Consider the following 16384-nt stretch of genomic DNA (forward strand, 5'->3'; position numbering starts at 1 on the left):
ACCCACCGGGTTCGGCAGGCCGCCGAGGATCGCGGGTATCGGACTTCGCGGTCGGAGCGAGACGTCCGATGGCCGCCAGACGCAAGCTCGGCGCGGCCAGATGATCGTTTGCATGACGACGACACTCAACGACAGGGTCGCCCTGGTGACCGGAGGCTCCCGAGGCATTGGAGCCGGCATCGCGCTGCGCCTGGCACAAGACGGGGCCGACGTGGCGCTGACCTACCGGCAGGACGCCGAACGGGCTGCGATCGTGGTGAAGCAGATCGAGGCGCTGGGCCGCAGAGCGCTGGCGATCCAGGCGGACGGCGCCGACCCGGCCGCCGTGCGGGGCGCCGTTGACCGGGCCGCCGCGGAACTGGGCCGGTTGGACATCCTGGTGAACAACGCCGCGGTGTTCCTGGTCGGCGCCCTGGACGAGCTCGGCTCGGCAGAGGTGGAGCAGACCATCGCGGTCAACATCAGGGCACCGTACGTCGCCGCGCGGGCGGCCCTGCGGCACCTGGGCGACGGCGGACGGATCATCAGCATCGGCAGCAACGTCGGTGAGCGGGCGGTCTTTCCCGGGCTGACCCTCTACGCGATGAGCAAGACCGCTCTGGTCGGGCTGACCCGCGGCCTGGCCCGTGAACTGGGCCCACGGGGCATCACCGTCAACCTGGTCAACCCTGGGCCGACGGACACCGACGCCAACCCGGCGGACGGACCGAACGCGGGGGCGATCAGCGGATTCACCGCCGTCGGCCGGTACGCGCGCCCCGCCGACATCGCGGCCACCGTCGCGCACCTGGCCAGCCCCGAGGCCAGTTACGTGACAGGTGCGGTGGTCAACGTGGACGGCGGCTTCACCAGCTGACCTGAACGCGGCGTGCCTTCGCAGGCTGCGTCGTACTACAGGGTGGGCGCGGCAGGTTTCGAACCTGCGACCCCCCGCTTGTAAGGCGGGTGCTCTCCCACTGAGCTACGCGCCCGGATCGCCCATGTGGCGGGCCGGTGGCTGGCAAGCTTACCTGCCCGCCACCGACCCGGGCGCACGGCGTACCCCGGTCAGTTGGTCGCTTCGGCGATGGCCTTGCGCCAGCCCTGCTGGTCGCGGGCCTCGCCCGGGCCGTTCATCTCGGCGAAGCGGACCACTCCGGCCTTGTCGATGACGAAGGTGCCCCGGTTGGCGAAGCCGGCCACGTCGTTGAAGACCCCGTACGCCTGGGCGACGGCGCCGTGCGGCCAGAAGTCGGCGAGCATCGGGAACTGGTAGCCCTCACGGTCGGCCCAGATCTTGTGACTGTAGGCCGAGTCGACGCTGACAGTCAGCACCTGCACGTCGTCGTTCACGTACTCGCCGAGGTTGTCGCGCACCTCGCTCAACTCGCCCTGGCAGGTGCCGGTGAAGGCGAGCGGGTAGAACACCAGCAGCACGGCGCGCCTGCCCCGGAAGTCCGAGAGGCGGACCTCCTGGTTGTTCTGGTCCTTGAGCACGAAGTCGGGTGCTTCGGCACCAACCTCCAGGGGCATGCGAACTCTCCTCGCTGCTCGGCCACGCCGGCGACGGCGTCGGGGCGGGGGGACGGCACCAGCCTGCTACCCGACGGTGGGCGGACCGTCGGGCGAGCGGAGCGGCGCTGGCTACTTCTTGGCCTTGGCACCTCGACGCAGCACCAGACGCGCGCCGCTCCAGTCCCGGCCGGCGTTGACGGTCGAGGTCTGCTGAAGGCCGGCGGTGGGCGCGGACTCCGCGACCTCGCTCGGTTCGACGTGCCCGTCGCGCCCCGCCTTCGGGGTGAGCAGCCACACGACGCCGTTGTCGGCCAGCGGGCCGAGGGCATCGACGAGCAGCTCGAAAAGGTCACCGTCGCCGTCCCGGTACCAAACCAGCACCGCGTCGACCACCTCGTCGGTGTCCTCGTCGACCAGATCTCCACAGCGGTCGGTCAGGGCGTCTCGGAGATCCTGGTCGACGTCGTCGTCGTACCCCATCTCCATGACGACCATCCCCGGTTCGATCCCGAACCGGTCCGCCAGGCTGCGTACCCCGTCGGCGGCCTGACCAGCGGTCGCGCTCACTGTCGCGTGCCTCCTCATCTCGTCCCTGCTCGCGACGTCGGTGCGACGCCGTCAGGCAAAGTCCACACAGTTGTTGGGCTGCGCGCAAGTGGCGCACCGGGTGGAACGGAATTTACCGTGCCAGCAGCGTACGGGCACCGTCGGTAATGGCTTCAGCGGAGACCAGTACGTGACGTGCTGCCGGACCTAATGGTACAAACGAGTCAACTCCGGCTACTCGACGCGCGGCACCGACATATCCGGCGTCCACCAGCGCGGCGATCACGCCCTCGCCGACCCCGCCGGAGCGGCGCGTCTCGTCCACCACCAGCACCCGGCCGGTCGCCGAGGACTCCCGAATGATGTCGGACACCGGCAGCGGAGCCAGCCAGCGCAGATCCACCACGCGGGTGCCCACCCCCTCCTCGGCGAGGACGGCCGCGGCCCGCAGCGACATCCGTACCCCGTTACCGAAGGTGATGATGGTGAGGTCGTCCGCCGAGCCGACCGGGTAGACCCGGGCCCGCCCGATCGGCACGTGGCCGGCCACCCACCCGCCCGGCTCCGGATAGCCCGCCAGCCACTCACCGTCACCCTCCGTGTACAGGTCGCGGGTGTGGTAGAGCGCGATCGGTTCCAGGAACACGCAGACACTGCCGTCCACCGCCGCGCTCGCCAGACAGGTCCGCAGCATGGGCGCGGCATCGTCCGGCCGCGCCGGCACCGCGACCACCAGACCAGGCACATCCCGGAGTACGGCCACCGAGTTGTCGTTGTGGAAGTGCCCGCCGAACCCCTCCTGGTACGCCAGGCCCGCCACCCGCACCACCATCGGGTTGCGGAACGCCCCCTGCGAGAAGAACCGCATGGTGGCCGCCTCACCGCGCAGCTGGTCCTCGGCGTTGTGCAGGTACGCCAGGTACTGGATCTCCGGCACCGGCAGCATCCCGGCCAGCCCGGCACCGAGGCCCAGCCCGAGCACCGACGTCTCGTCGAGCAGGGTGTCGAAGACCCGGGCCGCCCCGAACCGGTCGCGCAGCCCCTTCGTCACCCCGTACACGCCGCCCTTGGCGGCCACGTCCTCACCGAAGAGCGCCATCTGCGGGTGGTCGAGCATCCCGTCGGCGAGCGCGGCGTTGATGCTCTGTGCCAGGGTCATCGGCCCGGCCAGCTCCGGCGGCTTGCCGCCGAACGCCTCCGCCCGGGCGCCCGCTCCCGGCCCACTGGCCCGCGCCGCGGCGTCGGCCACCGCCCGTGCCACCCGCACCGGACGACGTGGGGCCAGCGCCGACACCACGTCGGCCGCGGAGGCCAGCTTCGGCTCGCCCAGCACCTCCTCGGCCAGCCGGCGTACCTGCCAGCCGGTCTCGTCGTACCGGGCAAGCAGTTCCTCGCCGGTCGCCACGCCGGCGTCGACCAGCAGCCGCGCGGTGGCGGCCAGCGGGTCCCGGTCCAGGTCCCCGGCCAGCTCGGCCGGGCCCCGGTACGCCGACTCCGCGTCCGCCCCGGCGTGCCCCATCAGCCGAACGGTGCGCAGGTGCAGCACGGCCGGCCGCCGGTTGCGGCGTACCCAGGCCGCGGCCTCCGCCGCCACCTCGTACGTCCGCACCGGGTCGGCTCCGTCCGCGCTGAAGTAGCGGATGCCCGGCTTGGCCCGCAGGGTCGCCTCGACCCAGCCCTCCGGCGAGCGGACGCTGATGCCCAACCCGTTGTCCTCGCAGACGAAGAGCACCGGAATCCGCAGCCCCGCGTGGTCGTACCACCCGGCGGTGTTGAAGGCGGCGGTGGCGCTCGCGTGGTTGACCGAGGCGTCGCCGAAGGAGCAGACCACTATGGCGTCCGGTGGCCAGGGGGCGTGCGTGGCGCCCGCGCCGCTGCCGACCCGCATTCCGGCCCCGGTACGCCGTCCGGCGCTGTCCAGCCGGCGCAGCCGCTCCACCGCCAGTCCCATTCCGACAGCGCGGGGCAGGTGCGAGGCGATGGTCGAGGTGGTCGGCACGACGGCCAGGTCGGCCCGGCCGAACACCTTGTGCCGTCCCCCGGCGATCGGTTCAAGGCTGGACGCGACCATCCCGCGCAGCACGTCCCGGGCCGCGTCGGCGTATGCCGCGAACCCGTTGGCGGCCGGGGCCTGTTCGATCCCGGACGGCTCCGATTCGGACAGCCGCGGATCGGCGCCGAGGTCGGGGTCACGGGACGGTGCGCCGTCGACGGACGGCCGAGTGCCGGTTGACGGTTCGGACTCGACGGTTCCCGCCGGGGCGGACCGCTCGGAGTCGACAGTTCGCGCCCGGTTGGCGGCCGGCGCTTGGTCAGCGGCGGCCTGGGTAGCGTCCGCGGCGGCCGGCGCGGGGTCCACGGGAGCCAGGGCAGGGTCGGCGGCGGCCTGGGCGGCGCGCAGGCAGTAGAAGGCACCCGAGCGGTAGTGCAGCAGCGCCGGATCGGTGGGACGAAGCGCGGCGGCGACCGCGGCGTTGCCCTCGTGCCCGGCGGAGCCGATCGTGTAGAAACCCTCCCCGAAGCTGCGCAACCAGCGGCCGGCAAGGTCGAGCTGCCGGCTGGTCACCTGCGCGTCGAACAGGTCCAGCACCTGCCCGCCGGTCAGCGGGGCGTCGTCGGTGACCGGGTCGGCGGGGTCACGCCGCCGCTCGGCGGCAGGCAGCGCCGCCAGCGTCTCCCGGAACCGGTCGTCGAGATCTTGCGGGGTGGTCACGTCGGACAGCATTACCGACGGAAGCTCCGCTCGCCCAGTGGGACACGGCCGGAAGGGTCGCGCTCACTCCGACCCGCAGGGCTCCGGAAAGCCGCCGTCGGACACCTTCCAGACCAGGTCACGAAGGGTACGCAGCTCCTCGTCGCCCAGCCCGGACAGGAGTCGGGAGTCGGACATCACCTCGATCACCCGGGCCCGTACGACGCGGCCCTCCTCGGTGACCAGCAGCGTCTTCTGCCGCCGATCCGCCGGGTCGGTGCGACGCTCGACCAGCCCGGCCTGCTCCAGCTTGTCGACCAGCACCGTCACGTTCGACCGGTCACAACCCAGCTGACCCGCGAGATCCCGGGCCGGCAGCGGATGATCAGGGTCCAGCTCCCGCAGCGCCCGGGCCGCCGCCGGTGTGAGCCCAACCTCGGCGAACGCGCTGCCCTGTCGGTGTCGGACCGCGTCGCTGACGTGGGCCATCCGGCGCAGCACGTCTGCGGCGAGACCAGCCCGATCCGCCGGCCCGCCCACCACGGAACCCACCTGCCCCGTCACGACCACATCGTACGCACCAGCCCGCCCACCGCAGCCCAGCCTGATCACCCCCGCGCGCGCCCCCTCCGCGCCGATCTTGCGGTTCCGGTTGCCTGTATGGGTGGGATGCCCCTTGTGTCGGGACAGCAAGTGCAAGATCGCCGAGATTGAGGCTGGGTCAGGCGGGGAGGAAGGAGAAGCGGACCTGGCGGGTCGGGTTGTCGCCGTTGGTGTCGACGAGGCAGATCGACTGCCAGGTGCCGAGCGCCAGTCGACCGCCGAGCACCGGCAGCGTGGCGTACGGCGGGATGAACGCCGGCAGCACGTGGTCACGGCCGTGGCCGGGCGAGCCGTGTCGGTGCCGCCAGCGGTCCTTGGTGGGGAGCAGGTCGTCCACGGCGCTCAGAAGGTCGTCGTCGGACCCCGACCCGGTCTCGATGATCGCCAGGCCGGCGGTGGCGTGCGGCACGAAGACGTGCAGCAGGCCGTCGCCCTCGCCCGCGACGAACTGCTGGGCCTCCGCGGTGATGTCCCGGACGGTCGGCCGGGACCCGGTCTGGACGGTGATCACATCGCTGCGCATACGTCGCATTCTGCCGCAGGGTGAGCTCAGGAGCTGCCGCCGCCACCGCCGCCGGAGTCGCCGCCACCGGACCAGCCACCACCGGAGTCACTGCCGGACCAGCCGCCGCCGGAGTCACCGCTGGACCAGCCCCAGCCGGACCAGCCTCCCCCGGAGTCGCCGCTGCCGCCGGCCGGCTCCATGTCGTCGGAGCGGTCGTGGTCGCCGTCCCGCTGGCTGCCGACGTTCCCGCTCCCGGCGTCCCCGGCGGGCATCGGGTGGTAGCCGTACCCACCGCCACCCGAGTCCGGACGACGGCGACGACCGCCGGCCTGGCCGCTCGGACGGGCCGCTCGGCTCGCGTCGCGCAGCAGGCCCGCGCCGAGCACGGCCACCAGGGCACCCAGGGCCACCAGTCCGACCATCGGCAGGTTGCCGGAAGCGAGGGCGACGGCGCCGATGACCAGGCCGACCACCCCGACAACGATCATGCTCGCGGCGACCGCGACACGGCGCCCGTTCATGGCGGTAACGGTAGGAGTGGCGGTCAAACCGCTCAGGTTCCACCTCGTCGTCGCGCTAAGTTACCGGCGGGTACCTGTGTTCAGCATCGCGTCCGGGGCACCTAGACGTGACGAGGGGTGCCACCAGGGGGCAGGATGGCGCTAGAGACCTATCCCACACACAACCGAGGGAACGCCTGTGGCTACGGAACGCAAGCGCCCGGTGATCAGCGACGGCCTACCGAGCCAGCTTCCGGACATCGACCCTGAAGAGACAAGCGAATGGGTCGAGTCGCTTGACGGTGTCATCGACGAACGCGGCGCCAAACGCGCTCGCTACGTCATGCTGCGCCTGCTGGAGCGGGCCCGTGAGCGCCAGGTCGGGGTTCCGCCCCTGACCACCACCGATTACATCAACACCATCCCGTCGGAGCGCGAGCCCTGGTTCCCGGGTGACGAGCACGTCGAGCGGAGGATCCGGGCGTACGTCCGGTGGAACGCCGCCATGCTGGTGCACCGGGCTCAGCGCCCGGAGATCGGCGTCGGTGGGCACATCTCCACCTTCGCCAGCTCGGCGTCGCTCTACGAGGTGGGCTTCAACCACTTCTTCCGGGGCAAGAACCACCCGGGCGGTGGCGACCAGATCTTCTACCAGGGCCACGCCTCCCCCGGCATGTACGCGCGGGCGTTCCTGGAGGGGCGACTCAGCGAGCACCAGCTCGACGGGTTCCGCCAGGAGCTGTCGCACCCCGGTGGTGGGCTGCCCTCGTACCCGCACCCTCGGCTGATGCCGGACTTCTGGGAGTTCCCCACCGTCTCGATGGGCCTCGGCGGTCTGAACGCGATCTACCAGGCCCGGTTCAACCGGTACCTGCAGCACCGCGGCATCAAGGACACCTCCCAGCAGCATGTCTGGGCGTTCCTCGGCGACGGCGAGATGGACGAGCCGGAGACGCTCGGCGCCATCGGCGTCGCCGCCCGCGAGGAGCTGGACAACCTCACCTTCGTGATCAACTGCAACCTGCAGCGGCTGGACGGCCCGGTCCGGGGCAACGGCAAGGTCATGCAGGAGCTGGAGGCGTTCTTCCGGGGTGCCGGCTGGAACGTGATCAAGGTCGTCTGGGGTCGTGAGTGGGACCCGCTGCTCGCCGCGGACACCGACGGCGCGTTGGTCAACCTGATGAACACCACGACCGACGGCGACTACCAGACCTACAAGGCGGAGTCCGGCGCGTACGTGCGGGAGCACTTCTTCGGCCGCGACGCACGGACCCGCAAGATGGTCGAGCCGCTCAGCGACGACGAGATCTGGAACCTCAAGCGGGGTGGGCACGACTACCGCAAGCTCTACGCGGCCTACAAGGCGGCCACCGAGCACACCGGTCAGCCCACAGTCATCCTGGCGAAGACGATCAAGGGCTGGACCCTCGGCTCGCACTTCGAGGGCCGCAACGCGACCCACCAGATGAAGAAGCTGACGCTGGAGGATTTGAAGACCTTCCGCGACCGGCTCTACCTGGACATCCCGGACTCGGCGCTGGAGGACAACCCCTACCTGCCGCCGTACTTCCACCCGGGCGAGAAGTCCGAGGAGCTGGCGTACCTCAAGGAGCGGCGCGAGCAGCTCGGCGGGTACCTGCCGTCCCGGCGGACCAGCACGAAGCGGCTGGCCATCCCGGGCCCGGAGCGGTTCGCCGACATCAAGCGCGGCTCGGGCAAGCAGAAGGTGGCCACCACGCAGGCCTTCGTCCGTCTGCTCAAGGACGTGATGAAGGACAAGGAGTTCGGCAAGCGTTGGGTGCCGATCATCCCGGACGAGGCCCGGACCTTCGGTCTCGACTCGATCTTCCCGACCGCGAAGATCTACTCGCCGCACGGCCAGCGCTACACCTCGGTCGACCGCGAGCTGTTCCTGTCGTACAAGGAGTCGACCTCCGGGCAGATCCTGCACGAGGGGATCAACGAGGCCGGTTCGGTGGCCTCGTTCACCGCGGCCGGCTCGGCGTACGCCACGCACGACGAGCCGATGATCCCGATGTACATCTTCTACTCGATGTTCGGGTTCCAGCGGACCGCCGACGGGCTGTGGGCAGCGGCCGACCAGATGGCCCGGGGCTTCCTGCTCGGCGCCACAGCGGGTCGGACCACGCTCAACGGTGAGGGCCTTCAGCACGAGGACGGGCACTCGCTGCTGATCGCCGCCACCAACCCGGCGGTGGTGGCGTACGACCCGGCGTTCGCGTACGAGATCGCGCACATCCTGGAGCAGGGTCTGCACCGGATGTACGGGGACGCGCAGGAGAACGTCTTCTACTACCTCACGGTCTACAACGAGCCGACGCTGCAGCCGGCCGAGCCGGCCGACGTGGACGTGGAGGGCCTGCTCAAGGGCATCTACCGCTACTCGCCGGCACCGCAGGTCGACGGCCCGAAGGCCAACCTGCTCGCCTCGGGCACCGGGATGCAGTGGGCGCTCAAGGCCCAGCAGTTGCTCGCCCAGGACTGGGGGGTGGGTGCCGACGTCTGGTCGGTGACCTCCTGGACCGAGCTGCGCCGCGACGCGGTGGAGACCGAGGAGTACAACCTGCTCAACCCGGGCGCCGAGGCGAAGGTTCCGTACATCCAGCAGAAGCTGGCCGAGGCGGACGGGCCGAAGGTCGCGGTCAGCGACTTCATGCGTGCGGTGCCGGATCTGATCGCCCGCTGGGTACCCGGCGACTACACGTCGCTCGGCACCGACGGGTTCGGCATGTCGGACACCCGGCACGCGCTGCGCCGGCACTTCCACGTCGACGCGGAGTCGATCGTCGTGGCCACGCTGCGGCAGCTCGCCCGCAGCGGCGCGGTGGCGATCACGGTGCCGGCCGAGGCCGCCAAGAAGTACGCGATCGACGACGTCAACGCCGCCCCGGTCGGCGAGACCGGCGGCGACAGCTAAGACCCAGCACGACCGCAGAAGGGCCCGGCGCATCAGCGCCGGGCCCTTCTTCGACTACGGCCCAACCCAACTGCGGTCGGGGGGTACGGAGCGGCGGTGGTCCGGGGGCCCTGGCGGGGATCCGGACCACCGCCGTCGCGGGTGACGCCGGGAGGATGGGCGCTCGTCAGCCGACGGCGGCCAGGTCGGTGAGCCGGGCCAGCGAGTCCTCCAGGTCGGCGCCGACCCGACGCAGTCCGAGGCGCAGCATGGCCGCCTTGACCGGGCCGGCCGGCCAGCGGACCACGATGAGGCGCACGATGGTCCCGCCCTCCTCCTCGTCTCCGGTGAGCTGGACGTAGATCTCGGTGCGCGCCTCCGCCCGAGATCCAGCGCCCTTGGCCCGTTCCCGCCAGCCGATCAGCGTCGGCTCCTGGTAGGCGATCACCTCGGCCTCATGCGCCGAGCCGCGCCCAGCCTGGACGAGTTGTCGCCGCCCGAAGCCCTCTCCCGAGAGCACTTCGGCCGCTCGGACCCCAGCCAGCCAGGCCGGCAACTGCTCGGCCCGCTGCACGACATCCCAGACCACTTCAATTGGCGCCGCCACGTGCGCACTGCGTTCCACGAGGATCATTTCCGTCTTTCCTCCGGTGAGGACATCCCACGATATCGGCACTCTATGCGTTAAATCGGACTTACCTGGACGGGTTCGGAAAAAGACACGCCGATCAACCATTGCGGATTACGCCAGGGCGGCCTATGGCGCATTCATCGAGAGCGCTTTAAAGTCCCGAACACGTTTCACGTTGACCGGGAGGGCGCATGTCGACCGCACCGATGCCCCAGTTCCCCACCGGCTTCCGCTGGGGCGTCTCCACATCGGCCCACCAGATCGAGGGCGCCACCACCGCCGACGGCCGAGCTCCGTCCATCTGGGACACCTTCGCGCGCTCCCCCGGGCGGATCAGCGACGGCAGCAGCGGCGAGGTGGCCTGCGACCACTACCACCGACACACCGAGGACGTGGCGCTGCTGGCCGGCCTGGGCGTCTCCGCGTACCGGTTCTCCATCGCCTGGCCCCGGGTCCAGCCCACCGGCGCCGGCCCGGCCAACCCGGCCGGCCTGGACTTCTACGACCGCCTGGTGGACGAGTTGCTGGCCGTCGGCGTCGACCCGGTGGCCACCCTCTACCACTGGGACCTGCCGCAACCCCTCGAAGACGCCGGCGGCTGGATGCACCGCGACACCGCCGCCCGCTTCGCCGAGTACGCCGAGAAGACCGCCGCTCGCCTCGGCGACCGGGTCCGACTCTGGATCACCCTCAACGAGCCGTTCATCCACATGAGCCTCGGCTACGGCATGGGTGTGCACGCCCCCGGCCGGATGCTGCTGTTCGACGCCTTCCCGGTCGCCCACCACCAACTGCTCGGGCACGGGCTCGCGGTCGCCGCGCTGCGGACCCACACCGCCAGCCCGGTGGCGATCGCCAACAACTACTCGCCGGTGCGGGTGCTCGGCGACCGCGACGCCGACCGGGCCGCCGGGGCCGCGTACGAGGCGCTGCACAACCGGCTCTTCACCGACCCGCTGCTCGGCCGCGGCTACCCGGAGCTGCCCGGCCTGGACCCGAGCGTCGTCCACCCCGGCGACCTCGACACGATCGCCGCGCCGATCGACGTGCTCGGGGTCAACTACTACAACCCCACCGGTGTACGGGCGGCCGAGGAGGGTTCACCCCTGCCGTTCGACCTCGTGCCGCTGGACGGCTACCCGCGTACCGCCTTCGACTGGCCGGTGGACCCCGACGGGCTGCACGAGCTGCTCGGCTGGCTCCGCGACACCTACGGCGACGCGCTGCCGCCCATCGAGATCACCGAGAGCGGCTGCGCGTACGACGACGAGCCCGACGCCGACGGGCAGGTGGCCGACCCGGAACGGATCGCGTACCTCGACGGGCACCTGCGGGCGGTCCGGGCCGCCATCGACGACGGGGTGGACGTCCGCGGGTACTTCGTCTGGTCGCTGCTGGACAACTGGGAGTGGGCCGAGGGGTTCACCAAGCGCTTCGGTCTGGTGCACGTCGACTACCCCACCCAGACCCGTACGCCGAAGTCGTCGTACACCTGGTTGCGGGACGTGATCGCGGCCAGCCGGCCGGGGTCGGCGCGGTGACCACCCTCGACCCGACGACGGCGTCGCTGCCGGCGGCGCTCGCCGAGCCGACGGTGCCGGTGCGGCGCAGCTGGATCGGCTTGATCTTCGCGGCCAACCTCGGCGTGTGGATGGCGTTCTTCACGCCCATCCAGGTGCTGCTGCCGCAGCAGATCGAGCAGATCGCGCCCGGCGACAAGGAGAACATGCTGGCCGTGGTCACCGGCCTCGGCGCGTTGGCCGCGGTGCTGGCCAACCCCTTGGCTGGCGCGCTCTCCGACCGGACCTGCCTGCGCATCGCCGGCCGCGAGTTCGGCCGTCGGCACGTCTGGACGGCGGGCGGGGCCGTGCTCGGCGCGGCGGCCCTGGTGCTGCTGGCCCAGCAGCGGACCATCCTCGGCGTCGCCCTCGGCTGGGTCGCCGCGCAGGTCTGCTTCAACGCGATGCTGGCCAGCCTCAGCGCCGCCATCCCCGACCGGGTCCCGGTGCGGCAGCGCGGCGGCGTCTCGGGGTGGGTGGGCATCCCGCAGGCGCTCGGGTTGGTGCTCGGCGCGGTGCTGGTCACCGCAGTGGTCACCGGCAACGCCGCCGGCTACCTGGCCATCGCCGTGGCCGTCCTGCTGCTGTCGCTGCCGTTCGCGCTGCTCACCCCCGACGAACCGCTACCACGTACCCATCGGCCGGCGATCCGGACGCGGGCGCTGCTGGCCTCGATGTGGATCAGCCCCCGCCGGCACCCGGATTTCGCCTGGGCCTGGATCACCCGCTTCCTGGTCCAGTTGGGCAACGCCCTGGGCACCCTCTACCTGCTGTACTTCCTCAGCGACGGGGTGCGCCACCCCGACCCCGAGGGCGGCCTGCTGGTGCTGATCCTGCTCTACACGCTCGGGATGATGCTGACAGCTGTGGTCGCCGGCCGGCTGTCCGACCGTTCCGGCCGCCGCAAGATCTACGTGATCGTCTCCGGGCTGATCATGGCGGTGGCGGCGCTGCTGCTCGCGGTCGCGCCGGTCTGGCCGATGGCGATCGTCGCGGCGCTGCTGCTCGGCGCCGGCTACGGCGTCTACCTCTCGGTGGACGCCGCGTTGATCACCCAGGTGCTGCCCCGGGCCACCGACCGGGCCAAGGACCTGGGCGTCATCAACATCGCCAACTCGGCGCCGCAGGTGCTCGGCCCGGCGCTCTCCGCCCCGCTCGTGGTGTACCTGGGCGGCTATCCCACGCTCTACGCGGTCACCGCCGTGGTCACCCTGCTCGGCAGCGCGCTGGTCGTCAAGATCCGCTCGGTCCCCTGAGCCGTGGGGGGCGGTGGCGGATTGCAGTCGCGGACCGCCGTAGGCTGGGGGACGTGACAGTACGTGTGCGCTTCGCCCCTTCCCCGACCGGTATGTTCCACGTCGGCGGCGCCCGCTCGGCGCTGCAGAACTGGATCTACGCCAAGCAGCAGGGCGGCGTGTTCGTGCTGCGCATCGAGGACACCGACGCGGCGCGCAACAAGCCCGAGTGGACCGAGGGCATCCTCTCCGCGCTGGACTGGATCGGGATCTCCCGGGGCAGCTACGAGGGCCCGTACTTCCAGTCGGCCAACGCCGGGGAGCACCGGGTTGCCGCCGCGCGCCTGCACGAGTCGGGCCGCGCCTACTACTGCGACTGCACCCGCGAGGACGTGCAGGCCCGCACCGGCTCGCAGTACCAGGGCTACGACGGCTACCACCGCGACCGTGGCCTCGGCCCCGGCCCCGGGCACGCCCTGCGCTTCCGTACGCCCGACGAGGGCGCGACAGTGGTGGTCGACCTGATCCGTGGTGAGCCCACGTTCGAGAACAAGCTCATCGAGGACTTCGTCATCGCCCGCGGTGACGGCTCGCCGGTCTTCCTGCTGGCCAACGTCGTCGACGACATGACGATGGGGATCACCCACGTGATCCGGGCCGAGGAGCACCTGCCCAACACCCCCAAGCAGCAGCTGCTCTGGGAAGCCCTCGGGGTCAAGCCGCCGATCTGGGCACACGTGCCGGTGGTGGTCAACGAGAAGCGGCAGAAGCTCTCCAAGCGCCGGGACAAGGTTGCCCTGGAGGCGTACCGCGACGAGGGTTACCTGGCCGGCGCGATGCGCAACTACCTCATGCTGCTCGGCTGGGCTCCCTCCGGCGACCGGGAGATCGTTCCCTGGTCGGTCATCGAGGACGAGTTCCGGCTGGACGAGGTCAACCTCTCCTCGGCGTTCTTCGACGAGAAGAAGCTGCGCGCGTTCAACGGCGAGTACATTCGCGCGCTGCCGGTGACCGAGTTCATCGACGCCTGCCAGCCGTGGCTGACCGGCACCGGGACCATCGCGCCGCCGCCGTGGCAGCCGGAGGAGTTCGACGCCGACGCGTTCGCCGCCGTGGCGCCGCTGGCCCAGACGCGGATCGCGGTGCTCAGCGAGATCGTGCCGAACGTCGACTTCCTCTTCCTGGCCTCACCGCTGATCGACGAGGCCGCCTGGACCAAGACGATGAAGGACGGTTCCGCCGAGCTGCTGGACGACGCCGTCGCGGCGTTCGAGGCGCTGGAGTCCTGGGACGCCGAGTCGTTGAAGTCGACGCTGGAGGCGGTCGGCGCCGAGCGGGGCCTCAAGCTCGGCAAGACGCAGGCGCCGGTCCGGGTCGCGGTCACCGGTCGCACAGTGGGTCTGCCGCTGTTCGAGTCGCTGGAGGTGCTCGGCCGCGAGCGCACCCTGACCCGGATGCGCGCCGCCCGCCTGCGCCTCGTCTGACTGTCGCCCGTCCACTCGTCAGGAGAGCGTCGCCGGCGTACCTCAGCATCGCTTTGACTTTGCTCTGCACCCCGATCTGCACCGGTCACCGACCGTTGCCGTCGCATCCGCGGGTGCAGAGCAAAGGATGATGCGTACGCCTGCCTGCCCACCGGGAGCGGCGAGGATCAGAGGGTTACCGAGCTCGTCGCTGGCGGCGGAACACGAGGCCGGCCGCGAGTGCGGCGAGCAGCAGCAGGCCGCCGAGAGCCCAGATCCACCAGCGACTGCCGGAGTCGGACTGCTCCGAGGCGGCCGGCGCCGGGGAGGCCGTCGGGCTGCCAGGTGCCGCCGACGGCGAGCCGGCGGAGGGTACGCCGACGGCCGACGCGCCAGCCGACGGCGAGCTCGCCGGGTTGGTTCCGGCGGTGGCCGACGGCGAGGCAGTGGGGTCGGCTGCGGTGCCGGTGGTGAGGGTGAACCGCACCTCGCCCTTCACCGGGTGCCCATCGGACGACGCGAGCTGGTAGCCGACGATGTAGAGCCCGGCTGCGGCCGGCTTGAACGGCACCCGCACCCGACTGCCGTCGAAGGCGGGAGTCCCGCCAGCGACCACATTGTCCGGTCCGGTTATTGTGATCTTCGTCGTAGTCGGCGACGGCTTGGCGAGGAACCGCAGCTCGACCCGGGCGGGTGCCGACGCCACGCGGGCGCCGTCGCGCGGGTTGCTGCCGGTCAGCTGGTTGTGGGCGGCGGCCGGAGTCGCCGGCACCAAAAACGACACACCGAACGCCACGCCGAGCACCACTGGCACGACCCGCACCGTACGTGTAACCCTGCCCCCCATGAACCCCTCCGTAAGGGTACGATCCGCCCGCTGATCAAACGGCTCCTCATTAGTCGAGCAGAGATCGCAGATAGTTCCAATTACTGTTCCAAAAGCTGCAACTCATCGACGTTCTGCGGAGTCTGTAGGAGTGGACCCGACCATCCGGGTCGATGCCGCACCGGCAGATCGGTCCAGACGTCACCACGAAGCCATCCATCGAACGGGGCGAGGAGGCGGGATGCTCCGACACATGAGGCGGTTGGCCGCCGTGTTGGCGGGCACGATGGCGGTGGCACTGCTGTCGCTTGGCACCGCCGGCTCGGCCTCGGCGGCGCCGAAGCCGGCACCCGCCGGAGTGGACATCACCGGCACGGGGCTGTCCGGACCGCTGCGGTTGCGCGCGGAAAAGGAGCCCGCCCTCGTTGGCGCGGTCATCGACCAGGTCAACTTCCTCGCGCGCACCGGCATGCCGACCGGTCCGAAGGCAGCCAACCTCGGTCCGAAATACACCGTCGTGGTGCTCGCCGGCGAGACGCCGAAGCAGACCTACGACCTCTACCCCAAGGCGATCGGCGGCCCTCGCGTCTTCCGGCCGGCGAAGCAGCCGGACGGCCGTAAGACCAGCGCCGGCTGGTTCCTGGGTCGGCTCAGCATGTCCGAGACCCTGCGCACCGCCGGTGCGCCGCTGGAGCGGCAGTTCGACACGGTCAGCGGCGGCGCGGGCGGCGGTGAGCGGGTTCTCCCGGAGGACACGCTCGACCCGGCGAAGGACCTCGACGAGGCGCTCGGCGACCTGCAACGCCTGCTGCTGCTCAACGTCGGCGTGATGCTGACCATCACCGTCGGCCTCGCCGGGATCGCCCTGCTGATCCGCAGGCGCACGCGCTGAGCAGGCGCACGCGCTGAGGTCACGCTTTCGCTGACCCGCAACAACACGCGACGGTCCGACGCACTCGCTGGTCAGCGGGTGCGTCGGCCGACCGGGCAGCGGAACGCGGTGTTCAGCACCAGCGGCGCGGTGGGCGCTCCCGGCGGGTGGCTCGTGGACGCGGCCGGACCGCGCCGTGCCGGTGTGCCCCGGCCCAGCCGGAAAGTTCACTGAGGCAACCAGCGGGGACGTCCGAGTCGGGCTCGGCAGAGCGCTGACGCGGCAGCACGGGCTCGTCGTCGATGCGCCCCGGCAGCGGCTCCACCGGGTGCGATGGCGCACCGCCGACCGGCCGGCGGGGCTTGCCAGCCGCCTGCGGGTCGTGGTGCCCCGGCCGGCAGGGCTCGCCCTGGGCGCAGCCGTGCTCGGCCTCCCCGTGCGCCATCCCCGGTCTCCTCACGCTCGCTTCACCCTCGAATGCTCCCCGAGGTGCCCTGTCACCGTACTGGCCGGGACCGACGGGCCGCGCGCAGCGTACCCGG

15 protein-coding genes and 1 tRNA gene are annotated in these 16384 nt (G+C 71.2%); 6 read left to right on the forward strand and 10 right to left on the reverse strand.

Annotated elements, in window-relative coordinates:
- The first annotated feature begins 112 nt into the window (after positions 1 to 112).
- Positions 113 to 856 carry an SDR family NAD(P)-dependent oxidoreductase gene (locus ACFYPG_RS28860; RefSeq protein WP_387354463.1) on the forward strand — a complete coding sequence of 248 codons (744 nt, stop codon included), beginning with the start codon at positions 113 to 115 and terminating at the stop codon, positions 854 to 856.
- Positions 857 to 899: 43 nt separating this feature from the next.
- Here ACFYPG_RS28860 and ACFYPG_RS28865 read toward each other — a convergent pair.
- The 7 genes from ACFYPG_RS28865 to ACFYPG_RS28895 all read right to left on the reverse strand — a co-directional run bounded on the left by ACFYPG_RS28865 (position 900) and on the right by ACFYPG_RS28895 (position 6361).
- Positions 900 to 971: transfer RNA gene (locus ACFYPG_RS28865), tRNA-Val, on the reverse strand.
- A 76-nt stretch (positions 972 to 1047) separates the two neighbouring features.
- Positions 1048 to 1512: a peroxiredoxin gene (locus ACFYPG_RS28870; RefSeq protein ID WP_387354464.1), complete on the reverse strand. Its 465-nt coding sequence runs from the start codon at positions 1510 to 1512 to the stop codon at positions 1048 to 1050.
- Positions 1513 to 1623: 111 nt separating this feature from the next.
- Positions 1624 to 2061, reverse strand: a complete 438-nt coding sequence (locus ACFYPG_RS28875) for a DUF3052 domain-containing protein (protein ID WP_007463483.1) — start codon at positions 2059 to 2061, stop codon at positions 1624 to 1626.
- Positions 2062 to 2173: 112 nt separating this feature from the next.
- Positions 2174 to 4765: a thiamine pyrophosphate-dependent enzyme gene (locus ACFYPG_RS28880; protein WP_387354465.1), complete on the reverse strand. Its 2592-nt coding sequence runs from the start codon at positions 4763 to 4765 to the stop codon at positions 2174 to 2176.
- Between the two features lie 51 nt (positions 4766 to 4816).
- Positions 4817 to 5221, reverse strand: coding sequence for a MarR family winged helix-turn-helix transcriptional regulator (locus ACFYPG_RS28885; RefSeq protein WP_355008892.1), 405 nt, complete (start codon positions 5219 to 5221; stop codon positions 4817 to 4819).
- A gap of 232 nt (positions 5222 to 5453) precedes the next feature.
- Positions 5454 to 5858: a YjbQ family protein gene (locus tag ACFYPG_RS28890; protein WP_387354466.1), complete on the reverse strand. Its 405-nt coding sequence runs from the start codon at positions 5856 to 5858 to the stop codon at positions 5454 to 5456.
- A gap of 26 nt (positions 5859 to 5884) precedes the next feature.
- Positions 5885 to 6361 carry a hypothetical protein gene (locus ACFYPG_RS28895; protein WP_387354467.1) on the reverse strand — a complete coding sequence of 159 codons (477 nt, stop codon included), beginning with the start codon at positions 6359 to 6361 and terminating at the stop codon, positions 5885 to 5887.
- A gap of 178 nt (positions 6362 to 6539) precedes the next feature.
- Between ACFYPG_RS28895 and aceE the strand changes: the two genes are divergently transcribed.
- Entirely contained in the window at positions 6540 to 9278 is a 2739-nt protein-coding gene (gene aceE, locus ACFYPG_RS28900) for a pyruvate dehydrogenase (acetyl-transferring), homodimeric type (RefSeq protein WP_355008825.1), read from the forward strand.
- A 166-nt stretch (positions 9279 to 9444) separates the two neighbouring features.
- Here aceE and ACFYPG_RS28905 read toward each other — a convergent pair whose 3' ends face one another.
- The gene (locus tag ACFYPG_RS28905) at positions 9445 to 9891 is read right to left on the reverse strand and encodes an SRPBCC domain-containing protein (RefSeq protein WP_210783445.1); all 447 of its coding nucleotides are present in this window, start codon (positions 9889 to 9891) and stop codon (positions 9445 to 9447) included.
- Positions 9892 to 10079: 188 nt separating this feature from the next.
- Here ACFYPG_RS28905 and ACFYPG_RS28910 point away from each other — a divergent pair, with 188 nt between their 5' ends.
- From ACFYPG_RS28910 to gltX, 3 genes are read left to right on the forward strand one after another with little or no spacing between them, the layout of a single operon-like run.
- Positions 10080 to 11429, forward strand: a complete 1350-nt coding sequence (locus tag ACFYPG_RS28910) for a GH1 family beta-glucosidase (protein ID WP_387354468.1) — start codon at positions 10080 to 10082, stop codon at positions 11427 to 11429.
- Positions 11426 to 12703 (forward strand): MFS transporter, encoded by a 1278-nt coding sequence (locus tag ACFYPG_RS28915; RefSeq protein WP_387354469.1) that lies wholly within the window; start codon positions 11426 to 11428, stop codon positions 12701 to 12703. The genes ACFYPG_RS28910 and ACFYPG_RS28915 overlap by 4 nt, the downstream gene beginning before the upstream one ends.
- A 53-nt stretch (positions 12704 to 12756) precedes the next feature.
- Positions 12757 to 14166 (forward strand): glutamate--tRNA ligase, encoded by a 1410-nt coding sequence (gltX, locus tag ACFYPG_RS28920; protein ID WP_387354470.1) that lies wholly within the window; start codon positions 12757 to 12759, stop codon positions 14164 to 14166.
- A gap of 175 nt (positions 14167 to 14341) precedes the next feature.
- Here gltX and ACFYPG_RS28925 read toward each other — a convergent pair whose 3' ends face one another.
- Positions 14342 to 14959, reverse strand: a complete 618-nt coding sequence (locus tag ACFYPG_RS28925; protein ID WP_387354471.1) for a copper resistance protein CopC — start codon at positions 14957 to 14959, stop codon at positions 14342 to 14344.
- Between the two features lie 253 nt (positions 14960 to 15212).
- Between ACFYPG_RS28925 and ACFYPG_RS28930 the strand changes: the two genes are divergently transcribed.
- Positions 15213 to 15863, forward strand: coding sequence for a hypothetical protein (locus ACFYPG_RS28930; RefSeq protein WP_387354472.1), 651 nt, complete (start codon positions 15213 to 15215; stop codon positions 15861 to 15863).
- Positions 15864 to 15975: 112 nt separating this feature from the next.
- Here the strand turns inward: ACFYPG_RS28930 and ACFYPG_RS28935 are convergent, their stop codons facing one another.
- Positions 15976 to 16287, reverse strand: a complete 312-nt coding sequence (locus tag ACFYPG_RS28935; protein ID WP_357259914.1) for a hypothetical protein — start codon at positions 16285 to 16287, stop codon at positions 15976 to 15978.
- Positions 16288 to 16384: the final 97 nt, after the last annotated feature.

It is taken from the genome of Micromonospora sp. NPDC005553, from assembly GCF_042871765.1.
GTDB lineage: Bacteria > Actinomycetota > Actinomycetes > Mycobacteriales > Micromonosporaceae > Micromonospora.

Bases quoted from the DNA above. Each gene is read 5' to 3' on its own strand.
- ACFYPG_RS28860 (WP_387354463.1), top strand. From the start codon at position 113: ATGACGACGACACTCAACGACAGGGTCGCCCTGGTGACCGGAGGCTCC.
- ACFYPG_RS28870 (WP_387354464.1), bottom strand. From the start codon at position 1,512: ATGCCCCTGGAGGTTGGTGCCGAAGCACCCGACTTCGTGCTCAAGGAC.
- ACFYPG_RS28880 (WP_387354465.1), bottom strand. From the start codon at position 4,765: ATGCTGTCCGACGTGACCACCCCGCAAGATCTCGACGACCGGTTCCGG.
- ACFYPG_RS28885 (WP_355008892.1), bottom strand. From the start codon at position 5,221: ATGGCCCACGTCAGCGACGCGGTCCGACACCGACAGGGCAGCGCGTTC.
- ACFYPG_RS28890 (WP_387354466.1), bottom strand. From the start codon at position 5,858: ATGCGCAGCGATGTGATCACCGTCCAGACCGGGTCCCGGCCGACCGTC.
- ACFYPG_RS28895 (WP_387354467.1), bottom strand. From the start codon at position 6,361: ATGAACGGGCGCCGTGTCGCGGTCGCCGCGAGCATGATCGTTGTCGGG.
- ACFYPG_RS28905 (WP_210783445.1), bottom strand. From the start codon at position 9,891: ATGATCCTCGTGGAACGCAGTGCGCACGTGGCGGCGCCAATTGAAGTG.
- ACFYPG_RS28910 (WP_387354468.1), top strand. From the start codon at position 10,080: ATGTCGACCGCACCGATGCCCCAGTTCCCCACCGGCTTCCGCTGGGGC.
- ACFYPG_RS28930 (WP_387354472.1), top strand. From the start codon at position 15,213: ATGCTCCGACACATGAGGCGGTTGGCCGCCGTGTTGGCGGGCACGATG.
- ACFYPG_RS28935 (WP_357259914.1), bottom strand. From the start codon at position 16,287: ATGGCGCACGGGGAGGCCGAGCACGGCTGCGCCCAGGGCGAGCCCTGC.